This window comes from Nostoc sp., from assembly GCF_036917815.1.
Classification (GTDB): Bacteria; Cyanobacteriota; Cyanobacteriia; order Cyanobacteriales; family Nostocaceae; genus Nostoc.
On record NZ_JBALEK010000092.1, the window covers coordinates 1 to 24088 of the forward strand.

General features: G+C 40.0%; 20 protein-coding genes. 13 read left to right on the top strand and 7 right to left on the bottom strand.

Annotated elements, in window-relative coordinates; all coding sequences use genetic code 11:
* Positions 1 to 225: hypothetical protein (locus V7K97_RS28185; protein WP_334804271.1), on the bottom strand; the 225-nt coding region annotated here is incomplete at its 3' end.
* Positions 226 to 850: 625 nt separating this feature from the next.
* On the opposite strand from V7K97_RS28185, the gene V7K97_RS28190 reads away from it, so the two are divergent.
* From V7K97_RS28190 to V7K97_RS28220, 7 genes are all read left to right on the top strand, one after another.
* Positions 851 to 2104: an ABC transporter substrate-binding protein gene (locus V7K97_RS28190; protein ID WP_334804272.1), complete on the top strand. Its 1254-nt coding sequence runs from the start codon at positions 851 to 853 to the stop codon at positions 2102 to 2104.
* 7 nt (positions 2105 to 2111) lie between these two features.
* Positions 2112 to 3062, top strand: a complete 951-nt coding sequence (locus V7K97_RS28195; protein WP_334804273.1) for a branched-chain amino acid ABC transporter permease — start codon at positions 2112 to 2114, stop codon at positions 3060 to 3062.
* A 13-nt stretch (positions 3063 to 3075) separates the two neighbouring features.
* Positions 3076 to 3678, top strand: coding sequence for a Uma2 family endonuclease (locus V7K97_RS28200; RefSeq protein WP_334804289.1), 603 nt, complete (start codon positions 3076 to 3078; stop codon positions 3676 to 3678).
* 184 nt (positions 3679 to 3862) lie between these two features.
* Entirely contained in the window at positions 3863 to 4831 is a 969-nt protein-coding gene (locus tag V7K97_RS28205; RefSeq protein WP_334804274.1) for a branched-chain amino acid ABC transporter permease, read from the top strand.
* Between the two features lie 51 nt (positions 4832 to 4882).
* Positions 4883 to 5674, top strand: coding sequence for an ABC transporter ATP-binding protein (locus tag V7K97_RS28210; RefSeq protein ID WP_334804275.1), 792 nt, complete (start codon positions 4883 to 4885; stop codon positions 5672 to 5674).
* A 398-nt stretch (positions 5675 to 6072) separates the two neighbouring features.
* Entirely contained in the window at positions 6073 to 11499 is a 5427-nt protein-coding gene (locus V7K97_RS28215) for a trifunctional serine/threonine-protein kinase/ATP-binding protein/sensor histidine kinase (RefSeq protein ID WP_334804276.1), read from the top strand.
* Positions 11500 to 11887: 388 nt separating this feature from the next.
* Positions 11888 to 12541 (top strand): nuclear transport factor 2 family protein, encoded by a 654-nt coding sequence (locus tag V7K97_RS28220; protein ID WP_334804277.1) that lies wholly within the window; start codon positions 11888 to 11890, stop codon positions 12539 to 12541.
* 244 nt (positions 12542 to 12785) lie between these two features.
* Here V7K97_RS28220 and V7K97_RS28225 read toward each other — a convergent pair whose 3' ends face one another.
* The gene (locus V7K97_RS28225; protein ID WP_334804278.1) at positions 12786 to 13205 is read right to left on the bottom strand and encodes a (2Fe-2S) ferredoxin domain-containing protein; all 420 of its coding nucleotides are present in this window, start codon (positions 13203 to 13205) and stop codon (positions 12786 to 12788) included.
* An 83-nt stretch (positions 13206 to 13288) separates the two neighbouring features.
* Complete coding sequence (locus V7K97_RS28230; RefSeq protein ID WP_334804279.1) at positions 13289 to 13447, bottom strand: FCD domain-containing protein; 159 nt, start codon at positions 13445 to 13447, stop codon at positions 13289 to 13291.
* A 120-nt stretch (positions 13448 to 13567) separates the two neighbouring features.
* On the opposite strand from V7K97_RS28230, the gene V7K97_RS28235 reads away from it, so the two are divergent.
* A complete protein-coding gene (locus tag V7K97_RS28235) occupies positions 13568 to 14383 on the top strand; it encodes an alpha/beta fold hydrolase (protein WP_334804290.1) in 816 nt (271 codons plus the stop codon).
* Between the two features lie 200 nt (positions 14384 to 14583).
* Entirely contained in the window at positions 14584 to 15693 is a 1110-nt protein-coding gene (locus V7K97_RS28240) for a 2OG-Fe(II) oxygenase (RefSeq protein ID WP_334804280.1), read from the top strand.
* A gap of 13 nt (positions 15694 to 15706) precedes the next feature.
* Here V7K97_RS28240 and V7K97_RS28245 read toward each other — a convergent pair whose 3' ends face one another.
* Entirely contained in the window at positions 15707 to 17350 is a 1644-nt protein-coding gene (locus V7K97_RS28245; protein WP_334804281.1) for a hydantoinase B/oxoprolinase family protein, read from the bottom strand.
* Between the two features lie 312 nt (positions 17351 to 17662).
* Positions 17663 to 18199: a P-loop NTPase family protein gene (locus V7K97_RS28250; protein WP_334804282.1), complete on the bottom strand. Its 537-nt coding sequence runs from the start codon at positions 18197 to 18199 to the stop codon at positions 17663 to 17665.
* A 342-nt stretch (positions 18200 to 18541) separates the two neighbouring features.
* On the opposite strand from V7K97_RS28250, the gene V7K97_RS28255 reads away from it, so the two are divergent.
* The 3 genes from V7K97_RS28255 (at position 18542) to pgl (ending at position 21024) form a co-directional block, all read left to right on the top strand.
* Positions 18542 to 19165: an adenylate kinase family protein gene (locus tag V7K97_RS28255; RefSeq protein WP_334804283.1), complete on the top strand. Its 624-nt coding sequence runs from the start codon at positions 18542 to 18544 to the stop codon at positions 19163 to 19165.
* A 132-nt stretch (positions 19166 to 19297) separates the two neighbouring features.
* Positions 19298 to 20041, top strand: a complete 744-nt coding sequence (gene rph, locus V7K97_RS28260; protein ID WP_334804284.1) for a ribonuclease PH — start codon at positions 19298 to 19300, stop codon at positions 20039 to 20041.
* Positions 20042 to 20301: 260 nt separating this feature from the next.
* On the top strand, positions 20302 to 21024 hold the full coding sequence (pgl, locus tag V7K97_RS28265; protein WP_334804285.1) for a 6-phosphogluconolactonase: 723 nt from the start codon (positions 20302 to 20304) through the stop codon (positions 21022 to 21024).
* A 345-nt stretch (positions 21025 to 21369) separates the two neighbouring features.
* Here the strand turns inward: pgl and V7K97_RS28270 are convergent, their stop codons facing one another.
* Positions 21370 to 21516, bottom strand: a complete 147-nt coding sequence (locus tag V7K97_RS28270; RefSeq protein WP_334804286.1) for a hypothetical protein — start codon at positions 21514 to 21516, stop codon at positions 21370 to 21372.
* A gap of 63 nt (positions 21517 to 21579) precedes the next feature.
* On the opposite strand from V7K97_RS28270, the gene V7K97_RS28275 reads away from it, so the two are divergent.
* Positions 21580 to 22452, top strand: coding sequence for an FHA domain-containing protein (locus V7K97_RS28275; RefSeq protein ID WP_334804287.1), 873 nt, complete (start codon positions 21580 to 21582; stop codon positions 22450 to 22452).
* A 911-nt stretch (positions 22453 to 23363) separates the two neighbouring features.
* On the opposite strand, the gene V7K97_RS28280 is transcribed toward V7K97_RS28275, so the two are convergent.
* The coding region (locus V7K97_RS28280) for a tetratricopeptide repeat protein (protein ID WP_334804288.1) at positions 23364 to 24088 on the bottom strand (725 nt) is incomplete at its 5' end.

Sequence of the window (24088 nt, forward strand, 5' to 3'; positions counted from 1 at the left end):
AGGTCCACTCCAGGAAATGCCATTAAACTGATTCACATAAAGTGCTCTATTGGTTCCGAGACCGGCACAGATAGCCTGATTTGTACCTAAGGAAGCACAACTAGGATCTGAGACGTATGTACCTCCCAGACTCTGAGGCCCACTCCAAACTGCAAGAACTGGTTGGCTTACCAGGGATAAAATTACCGATGTTGTCCCTGCTAAAATTGCAAATTTCCTTTTCATAAAATCTAATGTCTACCTCCTTAATACGGCTCTGTGTTTTGTTGCAAAGATTTGGACTGTTGTAAAGTTTTAACTCCTGAATTTCCCTTTCAGTTTGACTGGTATTGTACGATGAAATCACGTACCTATTTTGGATTCAGTTTCAGTTCTAGAGCTACGGAAATCAGTTACAAACCTTTACATTATCTAGTTCAAACTCATAACCTTCATGTGAGAGAACTCCTGCTATCAGATGTTGCATCAACACTGATCGAATTAAACTATATCAAAGTAAATTTTGGGTAAAAGTTTGTTTATATTTAGAGTCTAAGTCTGAAAAAATCATGCATTAACTTAGTTTGATACTCTGCCGCTAATCGGCTGTATGAGTTGAGAGACCTAAGTTGGACTCGAATATCTGACACCTGATAGCGCTGACGCTTAACGATTCCCAAGTTTTACCTGGAAATGATAAAATTATTGCTAATTATAATAATTTGTATTTAGAAAGACTTTGAATATTTGTCTTTGCATGGTGAAATAAGAATGATTTAATAGAATTCGTGCAAAAGTATGAATCTGCGTCATCTTGTTTGCAGATTATGAGCTTTTGCCGAATATCTCATAACTAGATGATTATCCAACGATGAACAACGCGATCGCCAGGACAACAGCATTATTATCAACTTGCGCTTTGCTACTAACAGGCTGTGGTGGTGGCACTAGCCCTGTGACAAATTCTCCAACGAATAGTCCGAAGATTACCACAAATAACACTCCAACCGATACCACAGCGACAACGGGCACTGCTATTCCTATCGGTATTGCTGTTGCTCAAACTAGCAATGTGGCATTACTAGGTCAAGAGGAAGTGGCTGGAGCCAAACTTGCCGAGAAGTATTTTAATAGTAAAGGTGGTATTAATGGCACACCAATTAAATTGGTGTTTCAAGATACTAGCGGTGATGAAGCAGGGGCAATTAATGCTTTTCAAACTTTAATTAATAAAGATAAAGTTGTCGGAATTGTCGGCCCAACTTTGTCACAGCAAGCCTTTAGTGCTGACCCCATTGGAGAACGGGCAAAAGTACCAATTATTGGGCCATCGAATACAGCTAAAGGCATTCCCGAAATTGGTGATTACATTGCTCGTGTTTCTGCACCAGTTTCTATCGTCGCGCCTAATTCGGTGAAAGCTGCACTTAAGCAAAACCCCCAACTGAAAAAAGTCGCAGTTTTCTATGCTCAAAATGATGCATTTAGCAAGTCAGAAACGGAAATTTTTCAGCAAACAGTTAAGGATCAAGGACTGGAATTGGTAACAGTACAAAAGTTCCAAACCAGTGATACAGATTTTCAAAGCCAAGCTACCAATGCGATTAATCTCAAACCAGATTTAGTGATTATTTCGGGCTTGGCTGCTGATGGTGGTAATTTAGTCCGACAATTGCGCGAACTGGGTTATAAAGGCTTAATTGTCGGTGGAAATGGTCTAAATACATCGAATTTATTGCCAGTTTGTAAAGCACTTTGTGATGGCGTGTTGATTGCTCAAGCCTACAGTCCAGAACATCCAGGTGAAATTAACGCCGCATTTCGTAAAGCCTATACTGACGAATATAAAAAAGAGCCACCCCAATTTAGCGCTCAAGCTTTTACAGCAGTGCAGGTTTATGTTGAAGCACTCCAAGCTTTAGATAAAAAGAGTAAAGTCAACAAATTACAGCTACCAGAATTACGGACACAATTAAATAAACAGATACTTGTCGGAGAATACAATACACCATTAGGTGAAATTGGTTTTACTCCCATAGGTGAAGTTGTGCAAAAAGATTTCTATGTAGCGCAAATCAAGATGGCAAAAGACGGGAGTCAAGGTAAATTCACATTTCTCAAATAGTTGCTAAATGAATATCAATCTATTTTTACAGCAATTATTAAATGGGTTATCCATCGGTAGCGTCTATGCAATTTTTGCCTTAGGATATACCTTGGTTTATTCCATTTTGGGCATCATTAATTTAGCTCATGGCGCGATTTTTACCTTGGGTGCATATTTTACTTATGCACTCATGGGTGGTAACTTTGGATTTAATGGCTTGTTGGCGAATGCAGCCCTACCGATAAAATTACCATTTGCTATATCCTTGATATTAGGAAGTACCTTAGCGGGATTGGTAGGGGTAGTGATGGAACGTGTTGCTTTTCAACCTTTGCGCCGTCAAGGATCTGATCCTTTACTAACTGTTGTTTCCAGCTTGGGGGTAGCAGTAGTAATTGTGAATTTAATCCAGTATTTAGTAGGCGCTGAAAGTTACACATACCCCGCAAATACTTACGGTAATTTGCCACCTGCGATTAACTTTGGTAGTCCAGAAAACCCAATTCCGATTCGTAGTGTACAGGTGGTAATTTTTACTGTGTCAGTTGTGATTGTGGCAATTCTTACCTATTTTATCAATCGAACTAAATATGGTAAAGCAATGCAAGCGATCGCAGAAGATCCAACTACAGCTAGTTTGTTAGGAATTAATAGCGATCGCTTTATCATCCTAACATTCTTCATCAGCAGTTTTTTAGCAGGATTAGCAGGAACTTTAGTCGCCTCTAGTGTTAGTATTGCAGGCCCATATTTCGGCATTGCTTTTGGTTTGCGGGGTTTAGCGGTAATTGTCTTAGGTGGTTTAGGTAGTATTCCCGGTGCAGTATTGGGAGGTTTGTTAATTGGATTGGTAGAGGCGTTTGTACCCGCCGAATACTCTGGATATAAAGACGCAGTAGCCTTTGCGATTTTGTTTATCATGCTATTAGTTAGACCCCAAGGTTTGCTAGGACGACGGTTTATTCAGAAAGTTTAAAGAGAGTAGTGCTATCAAAACATCCACCAAACAAAAATTAACTTTTGAGGAATTTTTGGAACAGTGTCCAGAAGAAGGTTTATATGAACTTGTCGATGGAGAAATTGTAGAAGTGCGTGCAACCAGAAATCATGATGATGTCGCTGATTTTATCGCTGACTTTTTCAATAATGAAATTAGCCGAATTAACCTAAATTACGTAGTAACAAACACAGTATTACTGAGAACGATAACTGCTGATGGAATAGAACAAGGGCGCAAGCCCGATGTAAGTGTCATAGATAAAGATAGATGGCGCTCAAATCGTTCTGCTTACTCTGCACTTGAAGAACCCATCCAGTTAGCCATAGAAGTGACATCAACTAATTGGGAAGATGACTACATTGATAAATTGGATGAATATCAACACTTAGGTATTACAGAATATTGGATTGTAGATTATTTAGCAATCGGGCTAAGAGAGTATTTGGGAAATCCCAAATTTCCGGCTGTATTTGTTTTTGTATTAGATAATGAGGGGAAATATCAACGCACACAGTTTAGAGATTCAGAACGAATTGTTTCACGAACTTTTCCTGAACTGGCGCTGACAGCAGAGCAAATATTAACAGCTTAATATAGCAGTTCTTATTTGGATGCAATACACTCTGACCTCTCTCCTTTTAGGAGAGAGGCTTGGAGCTTACTCCCCTTCCCTTGCAGGGAAGGGGCTGGGGGTTAGGTCTGTATTCTATGCAAGCGACAACCGCTATAGTTGATAAAAGCGATAGTTTGATTAAACTTAATCAAAATGTTTTAAAATGGCTGAATTTTTCGCTACTTACGGTTCTCTAATTGTCTCTATGGTATTGGGGGCGTTATTAGGGTTATCGCTTTACTTACCGCTAATGACAGGACAATTGTCTCTAGCTAGTCCAGGATTTTATGCTTTAGGTGGATATATTGCGGCAATTTTATCCACAAAAGTTTTGACATCTAGCAGTAGTTTATTTCCCATTCCATTGTTGTTATTGGAAATGTTAATTGCTGGAATAACTTGTGGTTTATTGGGTGTAATAGTGGGAATTCCAGCGTTGAGGTTGCGAGGAATTTATTTAGCGATCGCTACTATCGCTTTTGTAGAAGTTCTGCGCGTCATTGCCCTAAATCTGGATATTACAGGCGGTGCTGTCGGAATTTTTGGCATTCCTCAACCCTTCCAAACACAACTTGAATATTTATGGATTGCTCTGCCTTTACTATTAATTAGTATGCTGCTACTTTATCGGTTAGAAAGAATCCGCGTCGGAAGGGCTTTTATCGCCATCCGCGAAGACGAATTAGCTGCGGGTGCAATGGGTATTAATCCTACTTATTACAAAGTTTTGGCATTTGCATTAGGGGCTATGCTTGCAGGGGTTGTAGGTGCAATTAGCGCTCACTTTCTCAATACCTGGAATGCTCGTCAAGGTACTTTTGATGCCAGTATTATATATTTAACTTTTGTTTTAATTGGTGGTTCGAGAACTTTTTTAGGGCCGGTAGTCGGAGGTATGGTATTTACAGCCTTACCAGAGATTCTGCGAAGTCTCGCTGATACTGGTGGTTTACCTAATTGGTTAGCACAGTTTTTGCGAGATGGGAGATTAATTATTTTCGGCTTCCTAATAGTAATAGGTACAATCTTTTTCCCCCAAGGGCTAATTACTCCAGATATTTTCCAAAGGAAAAAACGAATCGCCTTCGCGAAACGTCTCGAAGAGAAGCACGCAAAGGGCGGGAAGGAATAAGAGTTTCAGAGAGTTATTGCGTAAGTCTTATATTCATAATAATATGTAAAAATGTCACATAGTATTCCAGCAACTAACAGCAGTATTGTTTTAGAAGCAAGAGCATTGACTCGCCGCTTTGGTGGTTTAGTAGCAGTAAATAATGTATCTTTTAGTGTAAATAAATATGAGATTTTTGGACTGATTGGCCCTAATGGTGCGGGCAAAACAACACTGTTTAATTTGATTACTGCGTTCATTCCCCCTTCTAGCGGTAAATTAATTTATCAAGGTGCAGAAATTTCTCAACTACGTCCTCATCAAATTGCTGCTTTAGGTATCGCCCGTACCTTTCAAAATATCCGCTTGTTTGGTGAATTATCGGCGTTAGAAAATGTGATAATCGCCCGACATTTACACACTAAAAGTAATATGATTACAGGAGTTTTGGGATTACCACCAGCGCCTAGTGAAGAATTGAAAACTAAGCGAAAAGCTTTAGATTTATTAGATTTGGTGGGATTGAGCGATCGCGCCACAGAAAAAGCCAAAAACTTTGCCTACGGCGATCAGCGTCGGCTGGAAATTGCCCGCGCTTTAGCATTAAAACCGCAAATCTTACTTCTTGATGAACCGGCGGCGGGGATGAACCCCAACGAAAAGCAGCAATTGAGTGCATTTATCCGTAGTCTGCGCGATCGCTTCAATTTAACGATCATCCTGATAGAACACCATGTACCATTGGTTATGGGGTTGTGCGATCGCATTGCTGTATTAGATTTTGGGCAATTGATTGCACTGGGTGAACCATCTATAGTCAGAAATGATCCGGCTGTAATTGAAGCTTATTTGGGAAATGAATGAATTTTTTGAGAAAAAATACTCAGAAATTCCTCTAAAGAACTCACAGCGATCGAGCAAGCAGCCCTAATTGAGCTAACAATGGAGAGCAAGGCTATGATCTGATCGCTTAACTTGCACAAGTTCAAGATGTAAGAGTAAATCGTATCTGCTGCTTTTACCACAGGATGCTTAATATCAAGCATCTGGGTTTTTACAAAAGTATCCTTATCTGCGGTTGGCGTAAAAGTTACAGTCGGCTTGTAGCCACTAGTTTCCGTTGCAAGGCTTTTTAATTTACAACCCTTGGGTACGGAATCCCAATGTTAATAATTTTCTCCCACTGGGAATAATTAAACTAGAACCCCTTCCACGACAGAAGGGGGGTGATGCTAATTTTGTAACTTTAGAGTCAAAAATCAATGCCAAATCGTACTGGATACCAAATCAACTCGACTCTCCACGAAGGAATCCAAACAATTATTTATCAAACACAAACGCCAAAGATGCAACAGCGAGTTATCCTCAAGCTGCTTAAAAACGAATATCCGACTCTCGAAGCCTTTACTCGCCTGAAAAATGAGTATCAAATTCAGCAAGGTTTAGACCATCCTAATATAGTTAAAGCTATCAGTCTAGAAACCTTTCAAAATCGTGTGGGACTGTTGTTGGAAGACTTTGGTGGACAGTCTTTAACTCAACTGCTACAAACAGAAAAACTGGACTTAGTTAACCATTTAAACATTGCTATTCAACTGACTAAAGCCTTAGCTTATTTGCATAAGCACCAGATTATTCATAAAGATATCAAACCCAGTAACATCATCATTAACTCCCAGACAGGTATTGTTAAACTCACTGACTTTGGTATAGCCTCCCGCCTCAATAAAGAAAATCCCCAATTTAATAACCCTAACTGCGTTGAAGGTACAATTGCCTATATGTCTCCTGAACAAACTGGGAGAATGAACCGCATTCTTGATTATCGCACCGACTTTTATTCTCTTGGCGTGACTTTATATGAAATGCTCACTGATAAAATACCATTTTTTAGCGAAGATCCCTTAGAAGTAGTTTATAGTCACATTGCCGTTCAAGCGATAAACCCACAGTCATTAAATTCACAAATTCCTACCCCCGTTTCTGAAATTGTGATGAAGCTGATGTCAAAAAATGCGGAAGACAGATATCAAAGTGCTACAGGATTATTAGCAGATTTAGAGTTATGCCTGAACCAGTTAGAAACCAAGGGTACAATTACTAATTTTGTTCCAGGCCGTTTAGATATTTTAAGCCAGTTATTAATCCCTCAAAAATTATATGGTCGTGAAGAACAAGTTAATGAACTGTTAGCTGCATTTGAGCGCGTTACATCTGGAACTAGTGAAATGATGCTAGTTTCTGGTTATTCTGGTATTGGTAAATCAGTTCTAGTCAACGAAGTTAATAAACCCATTACTCGCAGGCAAGGTTACTTTATTTCTGGTAAATTTGACCAATTAAAACGGAATATCCCTTATGCTTCTTTAATTCAAGCTTTTGCCTATTTGATGCGATACTTGCTGACAGAGAATAATCAAAAAATAGAAGTATGGCGGAATAAAATATTATCAGCTTTAGGAACAAATGGAAAAGTTATTACTGATGTAATTCCAGAAGTAGAGTTAATCATCGGTACACAGCCAGAAGTTGTACAAATTGGAGCAACAGAATCACAAAATCGCTTCAATCATGTTTTTAAAGAATTTATCCAAGTTTTTACTCAAAAAGAACACCCCTTAGTGATCTTTTTAGATGATTTGCAATGGGCAGATTCAGCTACCTTAAATTTAATCCAACTGCTCATAACTGACACCGACAGCAAATATCTGTTATTTATTGGGGCATACAGAGATAATGAAGTTAGTCCGGCACATCCTTTAATCCAAAAAATAGAAGAAATTAAGAATAGTGGCACGGTTGTTAATAATCTTGTATTGGAAGCTTTAAATTTAGATAATGTAACTCAGCTAGTTGCCGAAACTCTCCAAGAAACAGAGCTTAACCAGGATGAAGAAACCAAAGTATTTCACAAGGAAATTATTAAATTAGCTGATTTAATTTGTAATAAAACAGGTGGAAATCCATTTTTTATAACCCAATTAATTCAAGCAATTCATCAAGAAAATCTGTTAATATTTGATTTCAGTAATACTAAATGGCAATGGAGTATTGAGGATATTCAAGCAATTGGAATTACTGATAAGAATGTAGTTGAGTTAGTTGCCAGCCGAGTTGAAAAACTACCAAAGTTCACCCAAGATATTTTAAAATTAGCAGCTTGTGTGGGTGACAGATTTAGTCTGGATGTTTTATCAATAGTCAATGAGAAATCACCTTCTTTGACAGCAAATGAATTACACTCGGCTTTGCAAGCGGGATTAATTCTACCTTTAAGTGAAGCTTACCGCATTCCTTTAGTTTTTAATCAGGAAGAAGCCGTTAATTTAAATTTTGACACTTCACGAGTGGGTTACAAGTTCTTGCATGACAGAGTACAACAAGCAGCATATTCGTTAATTCCAGAAGAACTTAAGAAATCTACTCACCTGAAAATTGGGCAATTGCTTCTCCAAAATATACCTAAAGAGGAAATAGAAGCCAATATTTTTGATATCGTCAATCAGTTGAATGTCGGTATTGTTAACCTGATAGAGCAATCTGAAAAAACTGAATTGGCACGATTAAATTTAATTGCCGGACGAAAAGCTAAAGCTTCTACAGCTTACGAAGCGGCTCTTAAGTACTTCACAAATGGGATAAAACTTTTAAATATAGACGCTTGGCAAACTGAATATACCTTAACGATTGGTTTATATGAAGGAGCCGCAGAGGTAGCTTATCTGGGTGGTAATTTTGAGCAGATGCAACAATGGGCTGAGGTGGTGCAGCAAGAAGCCAAAGTCCTTTTAGATAAAGTGAAAGTCTATGAAGTAAAGATTATCGCTTCTATAATTCAAAGCAAACAATTGGAAGCCATTCAAATAGCAGTATCAATTTTGCAATTGTTAGGAATAAGTTTTCCAGATGAAGCGACATCAACTGATATTCAGCAAGGGATGGATGAAATCGCTACTTCTTTGAAAGGTAAAGCCATTGGAGATTTAATTAACTTACCATTAATGACTGATCCTAACAAGATTGCAGCTATGAGAATCCTAATGGGAGTTCTCCCTGCTGCTTTTCAAACTGCTCCGGCAATGATGCCAATTATTGTCTGTAAAATGGTCAATTTATCCTTAATGTATGGGAATACGGCTGTATCTGCCTATGGTTATAGTCTTTATGGATTACTTCTTTGTGGAGTTCAAGGAGAAATTAATTCTGGCTATGAATTTGGGAAATTAGCTTCTACTTTGGTGTCACAATTTAATGCTGAAGAACTTAAGGCTAAGATTCTGACGGTTGTTAGCGCCCATGTTATGCATTGGAAAGAACATGTTAGGGAGACATTAACATCATCAATGGCAGGTTATTCTAGTGGTCTGGAAACTGGAGATTTAGAATATGCTGGCTATTGTGGTTATATTTATCCCTATCATTCATTTTGGCTGGGTAAGGAACTTTGGATTCTAGAAAAAGAATTGATAGCTTATTGTGATTCGCTGAAAAAAATCAAGCAACAAGTAGCTTTAACTTGGAATTTAGTATATTTGCAAACAGTTTTAAACTTGAAAGGAAATTTTGAAAATGTGGACTGTTTAATTGGAGAAGCCTACGACGAGCAAAGTATGCTGCCAATTCATCAGCAAGTAAATGATCTTTACACAATTAATCATTTATTTGTTAATAAGCTAATGCTCTCTTACATATTTGGGGAGTATTTTAAAGCTGTAGAAAATGCTGCGATCGCAGAAAAATCTTTAGGTGGTGTTACAGGGTTATTTGTTGTTCCACTCTTCTATTTCTACGATTCTTTAACCCACTTGGCAATATATCATACTGCTAAAGAGTCTGACAAGCAAGCTATTTTAGAAAAAGTTCAAGCTAATCAGCAAAAGATGGAACTCTGGGCTACTCATGCTCCCACGAACCACTTACATAGATTTTATCTTGTGGAGGCAGAACGGTATCAGGTTTTAGGTCAAAAGCTGGAAGCAATGGACTATTATGAAAACTCTATTGCCAAATCTCAAGAAAACGGTTTTCTCCAAGAAGAAGCTTTAGCTTATGAGTTAGCTGGAAAATTTTATCAGTCTCTAGGCAAAGAGTTAATTCATCAAACTTACATAACTAAAGCCTATTATGCCTGTATTCGTTGGGGTGCGATCGCTAAAGTTAAATACTTAGAATCAAAGTATCCTTTTCTAGTCGGACAAACTACTACTATAGAAAATAGTACTTCAAAAATAGATCCAATTCATCTGACAACTAGAACTACGACTAATACCAGCTTGAGCGATTTTGTAGATTTTAATGCATTCATCAAGTTTTCGCAAGCGATTACCAATGAAATTGTTTTAGAAAATTTATTGAGCAAGCTGATCAAAATTTTACTAGAAAATGCTGCTGCACAAAAGGCAGTACTACTGCTACTTAAAGATAATCACTTATATATCGAAGCTTCTGGAAATGCTGCTGACGATACGGTGACAGTTTTACGCTCTATCCCTGTTGAAACCTATCAGGATTTACCACTTTCTGTAATTAATTACGTTTTCCGAACTCAGCAATATATTGTATTAAATGATGCTGTAGTGACAGAACCTTTTAACTTTGATATCTATATTCATAAATCTCAAACAAAATCAATATTTTGTTTGCCCATTATGTACCAATCACAGCTGACTGGTATTATCTATTTAGAAAACCAGTTATCATCAGGAGCTTTTGTTCTAGAAAGGGTAGAGGTATTAAAAGTCTTAGTTTCTCAAATGGCGATTGCCATAGAAAATGCTAGATTATACACAAGGGCACAAGATAAATCTCGGGAATTAGAACAATCCATAAAAGATTTACAAGAGGCGCAACTACAACTTATCCAAAGTGAAAAAATGTCTTCTCTGGGTAATTTGGTTGCAGGTGTAGCACACGAAATCAACAACCCCATTGGTTTTATTACAGGTAGTATCGCCCAAGCAAAAGATATCGTTAAAGATTTAATAGACTACCTACAACTGTACCGGGAAAAATTCCCCAATCCTGGTGCGAAAATTGAAGAAAAAGCCGAAGAAATAGATATAGATTTTCTGCTAAAAGATTTACCCAAAATGATTGATGGGATGACAGTTGGCACACAGCGCATTCGTAATATTAGTACCTCTCTCCGTACTTTCTCCCGCGCTGATACTACCTCTAAAGTGCTAGCTAATATCGATGAAGGCATTGATAGTACTTTGATGATTTTACAGCATCGTCTGAAAGCCGATCATAATCGTCCCGCCATTCAAATCATTAAAAACTATGCATGTATTCCATTAGTAAAGTGCTATTTGGGACAATTAAATCAGGTGTTTATGAATATCATTGCTAATGCAATTGATGCTTTAGAAGAAGCAAATATCGGTCATGACTTTTTAGAGATTCAAGAAAAATATCCGAATATTATTACTATTGAAACTAATTTACAAGTAGAAGATGAAAATATATTAATTAAGATTAAAGATAATGCCAAAGGAATGACAGAAGAAGTTAGAAACTGCATTTTTGAAAATTTATTTACTACCAAATGTGTAGGGAAAGGTACGGGATTAGGATTATCTATTAGTCGGCAAATTATAGTAGAAAATCATGGAGGAAGTTTGATTTGTGAATCAGTCTTGGGACAAGGAACACAATTTATAATTTCTATTCCCATTTTGGGAGAATAAGAGGATGTTTGATAGTTTTAGCCGCAGATTATCGACTTTTTTAAATAAGTCGGTAGCTTATCATGAATTATCGATAATTGCTATAACTGATACTTGGTCAAATAAAATTATGTAAGTGGTAACTTCATTACTTAATCAAATCAACACAAACTTAGTTGAAATCAACACTTACAAAGTTGTTATTTAACTGTTATAAATAATTGTATACATCAAATCTTGTACTAACTTTATATTTACTAGAAAATAGATTTTCTAGTGAATATAAAATGTAGATACTAGTAAAATATGCAAGTATTTTAGATATTTCTCTGAGGTAAAATTATTAGCTCAAAAATGTCTATCGCAAAGTACAAGATGCGAAAATCGTAAAAATTAAGGGAGTCATCTTGTGGAAAAAAGAAGAGAAGGTGGACGAATAGTTTCAAAGGCTATCTCGTTTCTGTTAAATCGGATCACATTGATTGTGCTTGCAGTTACTCTTGTGCTGTTTGTTGGAGGTAAGTTTCAACTAGCAAGTGCAACTCAACCTAACGCCGAATTTGAGATTCAACAATTAACATCCTGTTATTCGTTGGGAACTGATGCCATTGGTAGAGGAAATCTGCCAGAAGGAAAGAATATTTATCGGGATTGTTTTACTCAAGATGCAGTCCTCACTGCTATTTTTCCTGATGGGACAACTCAAACAAGTTATGGGACAGATGCTTGGGCAGATTATGTCTATTCAGTATTTCAAGGAAATGGTTATACAGCTACCCAACACTTGATGGGTACGATAAACATTTCATTTAAAAATGGTAAAGTCGCAATGTCTTCTTACCTTCATGCGACTCATAAACGTTCGGAAACTAGTATTGATGTCGCTAATGGCACTTATGAAGATGAAGTTGTCAACGAAAGGGGGCGCTGGAAAATTCGTAAACGTACTCTCAAACTCATCGATTTCTTGAATCTCAGTTCACCGACGATTGATTCTTCAACCACTAATGCCCGAAGCACTAATTCCTTTGTAAGACCAAAAATGTCTGGCTTCAAGCACTAATATAGCAATCCTATTTGATTTCTGAAAATCACAAGACTCAGATACCCGATTTCTCTAAGAAGTCGGGTATCTTGTTGTTAACGAATAATTTAGGATTGCTATATTTCACACCATATAAGGCAAAAGTATAGCTGTTCCCATTCAGATGAGGTACAACATTATATCGCAAGGTGTAGGGGCACGGCACTGCCGTGCCCCTACGGGTGTACCTTACTAGCTTGGGAAATGCTATAAAAAGTAATTTTTACTTTTTATTCTGTTTGATGTATGAGTAAAGAACTTCACGATCGCTCTGAGGATTGACAATTAAGCACGGACTATTACCGCGACTTCCATTAGTTACAATAACAACAGTAATACCCATCCGTGGACAAACCCCTAAACAACTGGTGCTAACAACCCGAAATTCACCCCATAATCCCTCAAATTTTAAACGAGATTTTAACCAATTTTCCAAATCTTCGGAAGCTGTTGAGCCTGAATGCTCGTTTGCACATTGTGAACACACAAGTACCAAACCAGACTCCCATCGGGGAGAAACACTGGGAATAGAAGTTTCTAATGGGCGAGAATTTATTAGGGGCGATGGTTCCTGAGAATTGGATGCAAACCTCTTGAGGATACGTTTGAGTAATCTCTTAATACGCTGGATCAGTTTTTGCATGGACGATCCTACTTATTTCTCTGACAGGATAGTGTAAATTTCCTGTTTAGTCTGTTCTGGTAGATCATCTAGTTCCAGCAAAATCAGCGTTTCTGAGCTTTTTGCTGCAAGTATACAATTAGCTGTTCTCCTGCGGTGTCAATGTGTCGTTTCAATAATCTGACAGCAGCTTTTGTATCTCGCTGGCGACAAGCATCTAAGAGTTGGTAGTGTTCTTTTTGCGATCGCTCTTGGTAATCCATCTCTACTAATTGTACGCGGACATAGCGATCGCCTCAGAAATGATTGCTTATGCCAAATCCTTTGTAGACGATGTAGAATTTTCACCAATGGATGCTAGGTACACCGTGGCCTTATTTACTATGCCCAAGGTTGAGATTAACGGGATTGATTTGTTTTACGACATTAAGGGAACGGGTGAGCCTTTGCTATTAATAGCCGGCTTTCTTTGCGATCATGCTTATTGGTCGCTGATCATGCAATCGCTGGTTTCTCAATATCAAGTCATTCGCTTAGACAACCGAGGTATAGGGAGAAGTTCTGCTCCCGAAAGTCCCTATAATTTGAAACAGATGGCTAGTGACGTTGCAGCATTGCTCGATCGCATCGGCATTAATCAGGTACATCTAGCAGGTCATTCAATGGGTGGTCAGATTGCCCAAGAGCTAGTGTTAGCACACCCTAAAAAGGTACAAAGTCTGATTCTACTTTCATCTTTGGCAAAGGGTGATGCATTATTCAACAGCATCATCGAGACTTGGGGCGACCTTGCTGGTAATGTAGATTTTAAACTTTATGAAAAAGTCGTATTGCCCTGGATATTTACAGATGAATTCTACTCGATTCCTGGAATGATCGAAGGTCTGATTGAATTTGCCATCAGATATCCTTTCGCGCCTGCAACTCATTCACTTTATCATCACAGCCAAGCCATCCTTAGCAGTGACACAACAGACCGCCTTCAACAAATTCATTGTCCTACTTTAGTTTTGGTTGGTAAACAAGATATTCTCACTCCGCTAAAGTTTTCTCAGCAACTTGCTCAAGGTATTCTCAATGCTGAACTTGTGGTCATCGAACGTGGTGGTCATGGCTTCTTAATTGAGTCGCCTGATGTTGTGGTTTCAGCTATCCTCAATTTCCTGGGTAAGTTAAAGCCGACTTATAACAATTTTTGATTTGAGATGTGGAATTGAAATTCCTTACCAGAAAACCTGTTTCGAGAATCTCAAATAATACTAATTATCCTAATTTAGGATTCCGCCCAATTCGTCGATTTTAACTTTAAAAGTTATTCCTATTGCACTAGCTGATGTAAATTTTTAAGTTAAAATATCTACCAGACTTAATGTTCCTATGAATATAATGTTGATGTCTTATGATACCTCTTTCTCTTGGCGACCCGATTCCCTGGTTTATTCTTCCCTCAACCTCAAATCCAACCTTTCACTTTGATTCAGTTGGCGGATACCGGAGCATTTTGTTTTTTTTTGGAAGTTCCGAAAACGACTATATTCGGAAGATTATTGATGATTTCTGTAATCGGCAGGAGCAGCTAGCTACGTATCAAGTGCCATTTTTTGGCTTGAGTATCGACCCAAATGACACTTTTTTAGCAAAGTTAATACAGAATAAAACTTATTTCAAATTTCTTTGGGATTTTGAACAGAAAGTCAGTTTAAAATGCGGTGTTTGTCAACCAAATGACCAGGAAAACAACAAACTGCAATACAGACCAACAATTTTTGTTTTGGATGAAAATTTACGAGTTATAAAGGTTTTACCAGTCTTAGCTACTACGCAACCTTCGGAACAAGTATTTGAGTTTATCAAAAGCTTACCTCCAATCTTACAAAATATTCCGGCAGCGAGACAAGCACCTGTTTTATTTATACCCAATGTGCTAAATCAAAGCTTTTGCCAACATTTAATTAATTTGTACGAAGCAGATGGTGGTGAGGATTCTGGCTTCATGCGACAAATCGACGGCAAAACAGTTGGAGTCTATGACTATGAATTTAAAAAACGCCGAGACTATTTAATTTCTGATTCTCAACTATTAAATCAAATCAATGAAATGATGATACGACGGGTTAAGCCAGAAATAGAGAAGGCGTTCCAGTTTAGCATTACTCGCTTTGAACGCTATCTGGTATCCTGTTACGAAGCAACTGATAAAGGCTTCTTTAATCGTCATCGTGATAATACTACCAAAGGTACGGCGCACCGACGATTTGCTATGTCGTTGAATCTCAATACTGGTGCTTACGAAGGCGGAGAACTACGATTTCCAGAGTATGGACTCCAGCTTTATAGTCCCAATGTAGGAGAAGCGGTGATTTTTTCTTGCTCTCTACTGCATGAAGCTACTTCTGTCACAAGTGGACGGCGTTTTGTTCTCCTGTCGTTCTTTTATAATGATCAAGATGCTCGGTTACGGGAAGAAAATAGCAAGTACGTTGTACTCGATAATACTGATGGTGATTAGCTAAACTTTTTAATTAAGAGACTTCACCAAATCCACCGCCGCCAGGAGTTTCTATCACAAAAACATCTCCAGTGTTCATCTCTACTGTTGCTGTGCTGTCTAAATATTCTTCAATTCCATTCTGACGTTGTATCCAGTTGCGTCCTACTTTTCCTGCTTCCCCACCATTTAATCCAAAGGGAGGAACAAGACGATGACCAGAGAGAATATTAGCTGTCATGGGTTCTAGAAATCGAATGCGGCGGATAACTCCATTACCACCCGAATATTTTCCTTTGCCACCGCTATCGGGACGAAGATTAAAGCTTTCTAAAAGTACAGGATAACGGGTTTCTAAAACTTCTGGATCGGTTAAACGAGAGTTAGTCATGTGGGAATGAACACCATCAGTTCCATCAAAATCAATTCCTGCCCCAGAGCCGCCGCAGATAGTTTCATAATATTGATATTGCTCATTACCAAAAGTAAAATTATTCATCGTTCCTTGAGAAGCAGCCATGACACCCAAAGCACCATATAAAGCATCGACAATGGTTTGAGAAGTTTCTACATTACCCGCCACTACTGCGGCTGGATAGGTTGGGTTGAGCATACAGCCAACCGGGATAATAATTTCTAGAGGATTAAGACACCCAGCATTGAGAGGAATATGATCATCAACTAAAGTACGGAAGACATATAAGACTGCTGCTTGAGTTACAGCTTTGGGTGCATTAAAATTACTATTTAATTGTGGAGAAGTTCCAGTAAAATCAATGGTAGCACTACGATTTTCTGAGTGAATCGTCACTTTAACTTGAATTTGTGCCCCATCATCCATTTTATAAATAAATGAGCCATCCTTGAGAACTGCGATCGCTCTTCTAACAGACTCCTCAGCATTAGCTTGGACGAATTTCATATAAGCTTGAACCGTATCAAGCTCGTATTGTGAAACCATTTTACGAAGTTCTTTAACTCCAGTTTCATTTGCGGCAATTTGTGCTTTGAAATCGGCTATATTTTGGTCAGGGTTACGAGCCGGATAAGTATGATTTGAGAGGTGCTGTCTGACTGGGGTTTCTCGAAAATTTCCCTCTTCAACCAACAGAAAATTATCAAAAATAATTCCTTCCTCTTCTACTGTGGTACTGTGGGGAGGCATTGAACCCGGAGTAATTCCACCGATATCTCCTTGGTGTCCACGAGAAGCAACAAAAAATAGGGGAGTGGGGAATAGGGAATAGGGAGTTGGGAATGAGGACAAAGGAGAGACTTCTTGAATAATTCTCTCTTGTCCCCACTCCCCACTCCCCACTCCCGACTCCCCACTCTCTACAAAAACAGGGGTAATTGCAGTGACATCAGGGAGATGGGTTCCGCCGTTATAGGGGTTATTAGATAGATAGATATTTCCCGGTTTTAGGGTGTCGCCTTTATCATTAATTAAACTGCGGACACTTTCACTCATTGAGCCTAAATGTACGGGAATATGGGGAGCATTAGCGACTAATAATCCAGAAGAGTCAAAAATAGCGCAGGAGAAATCTAGCCTTTCTTTGATATTCACAGATGTTGCTGTGTTTTGCAGAACAATACCCATTTGTTCGGCGATAAATTGATAAAGGTTTTTGAATATTTCTAAACGAACGGGATCGGGTTGAGATATTGTGTACATTTTATTAAGAAGAATTCAGAACTCAGGAGTCAGAATTCAGTATGAATTCTGTACGACTGGATGATAGTGTAGTAAATCTTAAGTAGGGTGCGTTATGGCTTCAGCCTAACGCACCACCAAATAACATGGTGCGTTAGGCGCTCATATCATGTTTTTCGTGACAAACTAGATCAAAATATGCGCCTAACACACCCGACAATAATTTTATTTTTACTTTATAAATAACCTCTAAGAGAGGCGATCGCAAGGGTAAATAATCCTAGATACAATGGCAACGTCAGACGTTGCCAAAATCGGCGATAGATATTTCTCTTAAGGTCGATGACTGCGACGGATTTCTGTAATTTGGTCTGCCACATCTAAGAGAGATTTCGGCATCTCTGGCCCTGTGAGAATGATATCAACATGGGGAGGGCGTTTTGCTAGAAATGCTAAAACTTCCGTCTCAGGAATTAAACCAAAGTTAATCGCTAAACTTAACTCATCTAAAACCACGAGAGAATACTTACTCTCACACACTACCTGCTGTGTATACTGCCACAGCTTTTGTAAGCTTTGGTTTTCAGTATCATCTAAATGTGGTGTATCGATACAACGAGGCAAATCACAGCGAATCCAATCTAAATTTTGTCCTAGTTGTATGGGTCTTTCCTGTCCTTGGCGAATACCTCCTTTGAGAAACTGCACTATTAATACTGGCGTTCCTTGTCCAGCTATTCTCAGTGATTGAGCGATCACGCTCGTAAAAAAGTTGCGATGGGAGCTAGTGAAAACTTGCACTAGCCCTTCAACTGGATATGGTAAGGTAAGGATTGAATTAATACTTGGAGTTTCTAGCTGGGCAACCATAGGTTAAGTTCAAAAAGATACAATTAGTTAAGGTTTTCTGCTGGCGGTACTTATTACAAATCTGCCTGTATAATCAATCTGTTTTTCACAAATGTGGTGGATTTGGCAAATTGCATTCTTAGTCAAACACTAGGTTTGTGTTGAAGTCAAGAGTGATTTTGATTGAAATTTTCGTTTTTTCTCGGAAATGAGTTGTAAAAATGAAAACATAAGACTTAAAGTTCCAATTATTAAAAAAGCTGGGTATCAGGTCTGAAAATCGCTAAATGTTAGATTTGCAGGTTGTTTGGGCAAAACAGACTTAGCAAGTAGTGAATTTGACAGGATGAGGAGTAAATTGTTGTGAGATTGGTGATTCTGGGAGGTTCAGGATCGGGCAAAAGCACTCAAGCACAAAGGCTTTGCAGATATTTTGATATTCCTTTGATTTCCACAGGTGAGATTTTACGGGAAGCAATATCTGGCGACAAGCCGCTACCGAAGTTCCAATGGTCGGAAACTGACCCCCGGACTTCTCTTTCGGTTTACGCTAGCTTGGGTGAACTAGGGTACTATGCACGCCCCTATATCCATAAAGGGGAGTTAGTTCCAGATGAAATGATCATTGAATTGATCAGAATTCGCCTCAGACAACCAGATATTAACTGGGATTGGGTTTTAGAAGGTTATCCCCGTACTGCCTTCCAAGCTGAAGAATTAGATTTTTTCTTGGATGATTTAGGGCAAAAGTTAGATTGGGTAATTTATCTCCAAGTCCCAGAAGCAGTAATGGTTAGCCGATCCTTGGGGCGATCGCTACCAGATGACCAACCGGAAATCGTGCAGCGCCGTGTAGAATTATTCTACGATCGCACCATTCCCATCCTAGAATATTACGACCGTCGTCGCTGCTTATTGACCATCAACGGCGACCAGTCACCAGAGATGGTGCAGCAAAATATTTTGACTCTCCTTTCAGTTCCTTAGAGGAGACGAGAAGCAGAGGATAACAATCCCCAATCCCCAATCCCCAATCCCCAATCCCCAATCCCCAATCCCCAATCCCCAATAACACTAAGGTAATCTTAAGGCAGTATTCTAAAACTTGAGGCAACTCCAATGGCTTGGCAGCGTCCAGATGGCCGTCTTCCTTACGAACTACGTCCCATCAGCTTTTATCCCAATTTCACCCGCTTTGCCCCCGGTTCTGTTCTTGCAATATCCGGTGATACTCAAGTACTTTGTACCGTTAGCCTTAATAAAGGTGTTCCGAAGTTTCTCGAAGGAACTGGTAAAGGCTGGTTAACTGCTGAGTACCGAATGTTACCATCTGCTACCCAAAAACGCCAAGAAAGGGAATTATTAAAATTATCTGGGCGGACGCAAGAAATTCAACGTTTAATTGGCCGCAGCTTACGGGCAGCAGTGGATTTTGAGGCACTGGGAGAACGGACGCTAACTGTGGATGCCGATGTGTTGCAAGCAGACGCAGGAACTCGGACAACAGCCATTACAGGCTCCTTTGTGGCGTTGGCTCATGCAATTTCTAAATTGTTGCAACAGGGGGTGTTGGAGCGATCGCCTTTGTGTGGACAGGTAGCAGCCGTTTCCGTAGGATTACTGGAGGGAGAGCCATTTTTGGATCTTAATTATATCGAGGATGTGTCTGCAACAGTAGATTTTAACGTCGTGATGAATCAACATTTGGGAATCATTGAAGTCCAAGGAACAGCCGAAGAAGGCTGCTTTAGCCGTACTCAGTTAGATCAGTTGCTAGATGTCGCCCAAAAAGGAATTCAGGAATTGTTAATTGCCCAACGGGAAGCGATCGCTAACTGGGAAGAGTTGTTTGTGATTAATTAGTTTTATTAATTTTCAATAAGAATTAATAAATGTATACTTTCTGGCGTTAATCAACAAGGTATCAAGTAAATAAAAATAATCATGAAAGTAATTGGTAGTTAGTATGACTGACTACTGACAACTTGCCGTTGAAAGTGATAAAGCGCGTCTACATTTTTCCAGCCTACCGAATCCGTGATGTTAAATGTTTCAAAAGTTAAAAAGGGGGATTGTAATAAGTTCGGTATTGTATTGCTGGAAGCTAGCAAGATGATGAAGCCATGAACAAAACCGTTGAAGTTCTACCGGATCAGCCAGCGTTGGTTGCACGAGCGCTAGAATTAATTCTGTCCAAGTTAGAAAATGCCATTGAGCAACGTGGGCGGTTTACCATTGCCTTATCTGGCGGTAGTACACCTAAACCGTTATACGAAGCGATGGCTACTCAAAAACTCCCTTGGGATAAAATTCATGTATTCTGGGGTGATGAGCGTTACGTACCACCAACTCATCCCGATAGCAATGAACTGATGACGCGTCGTGCATGGCTAGATCGTGTTGACATCCCAGCAGCTAACATTCACCCCGTACCAACCTTGGAAAGCAGTCCAGAACTAGCTGCTGCCAAGTATGAACAACAGATCAAAGAATTTTTCAATTCTTCTGGGGTCGAGTTCCCCTCCTTTGATGTAATATTACTAGGAATGGGTGATGATGCACATACCGCATCTTTGTTTCCCCACACAGAGGCTCTCAAAGTACGCGATCGTCTGGTGACTGTGGGTAACAAAGACGGAAACCCCCGGATAAGTTTCACATACCCCTTCATCAACTCTGCTCATAGCGTGATTTTTCTGGTTGCTGGTGCTAATAAACGACCAGCTTTAGCCCAAGTCTTTGCACCCGTAGCCGATGACTTCACTTACCCATCCCGCTTAATTCAGCCCCAAGGGGAACTTTGGTGGCTGTTGGATGCAGCAGCAGGTTTGGAACTTCAACATTGAATAATGGGGCATGGGGACTGGGGATTGGGGACTGGGGACACTTCGACAAGCTCAGTGCATCGCTGGGGACTGGGGATTGGGGATTGATTAGTCTCCTTGTCCCCTCTGCTTCCTCTCCTCCCCTGCTCCCCGCTTCCTGGTATCTAATTCATCGTTCCATCAGCAGTAATTGCTAGAATCTAAAGTTAGGGCCGCCCTCTGCTTGCCAGTCCTACTACTTTGTCAAGTTGGTTTTGAGGGTTTGTAGTAAGCACTTTAGTGCTTAGAAAATAAGGACTAAAGTCTTTACCCAACGGGAAAGTTAGTCGCTCATGGGGGAAACCCCCAGACGCTCTCTACGAGACGCTAAAAGCGTAGCTTGCTTCCCTGTAAGGGTACGCGGACTCGCTTGCCGCCGGCGCTATCGCTCTTAGCGTCTCCCCTTCTCCCAAAGGGAGAGGCTAGCGCCAAGGGAGAAGACCGCGCTAACTCACTACGAACTTGCTTACCCATCAATTTAAACTTGACAGATTACTATCTATATTTATGATGATCTTGAACAAAGGCTAAATATTGATGATCGTCTGCCCTAATTGCAATCATCCCAACCCTGATGGCGCTGTCCAGTGTGAAGCTTGCTATACACCGTTACCCGCGACTACTAATTGTCCCAGTTGTGGGGCAACTGTGCAGGCAGATGCTGCATTCTGCGGTCAGTGTGGCTACAACCTTCACTCCGCAGGAGTTCCACACGTTCATCCCGCAGTAGCTACAACAGTCACTCCCGATATCCCGGTGGAAGTGCCGCCATTAGTTCCGCCCGATCCACTGTTAGAACTTTTACAACCAGATGCTTTGGGAATGGGCAAATCTACTAACTCCCATCCCCCCGAATCATCTTTACCACCAACAGAGGTGACAGTTCCCCCAGAACCAGCGCCACAGGTATCTGTTGCAGAAAGCAGCCCCCCAGAACCAGCACCAACCGTCACACCTCAACCTGTAGTCTTTGGACAAAGTATTCCGACTCCACCACCTTTGGAACCAGCGCCAGCCTCTGAAGCCGAAGTACCCCCGTCAGCAGCACCAATTGCAACTGCTGCCAGAACGCAATTGCAGCAGGTTACGGCGAAGTTAATCCACGTTCAAACCGATCTGCTAATTGAATTGCCGCAAAATCTCTCTGTGATTCATATTGGTAAATCTAACGATCGCATTCCCCCAGATATAGATGTTTCAGGATTTCCCAATTCCGAAATTGTCTCGCGGATTCATGCAGATATTCGCGTCGAGGGAGATGCTCATTATGTAGAGGATGTGGGAAGTTCTAATGGCACTTATATTAATAATTTGCCGCTTTTACCAGGGAATCGCCATCGTTTACGACCAGGCGATCGCATCAGCTTGGGTAAAGGAGACTTAATGACATTCCTCTTTCAACTTGCTTAACTGATTCTCGATCAATTGTGACATCAGTTTAGGCATTTTCTGCCGATCCTCCGCCATCCATTTTGGAGGATAAACAAAGGAAAGGCATCAGACAAGCAACGGATAACTATGTTATTCCCTTTAGATAGTTAAATGCTGTGTAATAACTCCCCTTGATGGGGAGTATTTTTAACTTTACCCAAAATCCAAAATCTAAATTTGCTGGTCATATCATGTCCGTATAAATAGTTATGCTTCTCACAGTCATTGCACCCCACCCCCAACCCCTCCCCGCAAGCGGGGCTACGGTGTATACACATCTCTAAGCAAAATTGTTGGAGATCCCCCTAAATCCCCCTTATAAAGGGGGACTTTGAGAGGTTCTTGCCGCCCTTTTTTAAGCTACGGTACACATCTCTGTACAAAACCAAAATCGCTGAAGATCCCCCTAAATCCCCCTTATAAAGGGGGACTTTGATTCTAGTCCCCCCCTTTTTTAAGTTAGGGGGGATCTAAAGCTGTGGTGCAACTCTAAAAGACTTGTGTATACACCGTAGGCAAGCGGGGAGGGGAGACAAAGCGTAGCTTTTCATCAACAAAAGGCTCCGTTTCATCAACAAAAACATCCGTTTCATCAACAAAAGGCTCCGTTTCATTAACAAAAACATCCGTTTCATCAACAAAAGCATCCGTTTCATCAACAAAAGGCTCCGTTTTATCACAAAAACTATAATTTTCGTAATAATCGCTTTTTATGGAATTGCCAAACGCTCAACGGGTAACTCGAAAATTGTCTTACACCAAGTTTAATTTTTAATTGAGGTAAAATAACTGTTGACTTTTTACCAGTTGACAGGGTATTATCTAGATAATGGAAAAGGTGCGCGCAGGTATATCACTTTCTCCAAAGATATTGGTTACTAATTTTTGACTCAGCGACGCAGCAGTAGAAAAGCAATTAAACCAACAAGAAAACAAAACGCAAATTTTACCCAACGTTGCTGGATAAATCGCATGAATCTCTCTTTTAGTGTGGCTGTAGAGTTAATTTTGGCTATGCGACTTTGGGCGTATTCTTGGATTGGTGCATAGTTAATGGTGGTGGCGAGTTCAGCCGCATGAGTTAAGGAATTAATTGCAGCTTCTGAGTCTCCCATGTTTAACTGTGCATTGGCAATAAAATATGCAAGATTACGACTTTGGCTGTAGATATCGCCAATTTGGATGTAGAGGTTTTGTGCTTGCTGGAGATATTCTAGTGCTTGCTGGGGGTTTTCTTGCAACTTACCGAATGCTTGCAAGATGTTAGCTTCCCCCAAGCGAGCGCCGATGTCGCGGTAAAATGACAATGCGGTTTCGTAGCGTTGTAATGCTTCATCACGTCGGTCAAGGAACTGCAAAACATCGCCGATAGCTTGTAATGTATTGGCTTCCCCCAAGCGATCGCCGATGTCGCGGTAAAATGACAATGCGGTTTCGTAGCGTTGTAATGCTTCATCACGTCGGTCAAGGAACTGCAAAACATCGCCGATAGCTTGTAATGTATTGGCTTCCCCCAAGCGATCGCCGATGTCGCGGTAAAATGACAATGCGGTTTCGTAGCGTTGTAATGCTTCATCACGTCGGTCAAGGAACTGCAAAACATCGCCGATAGCTT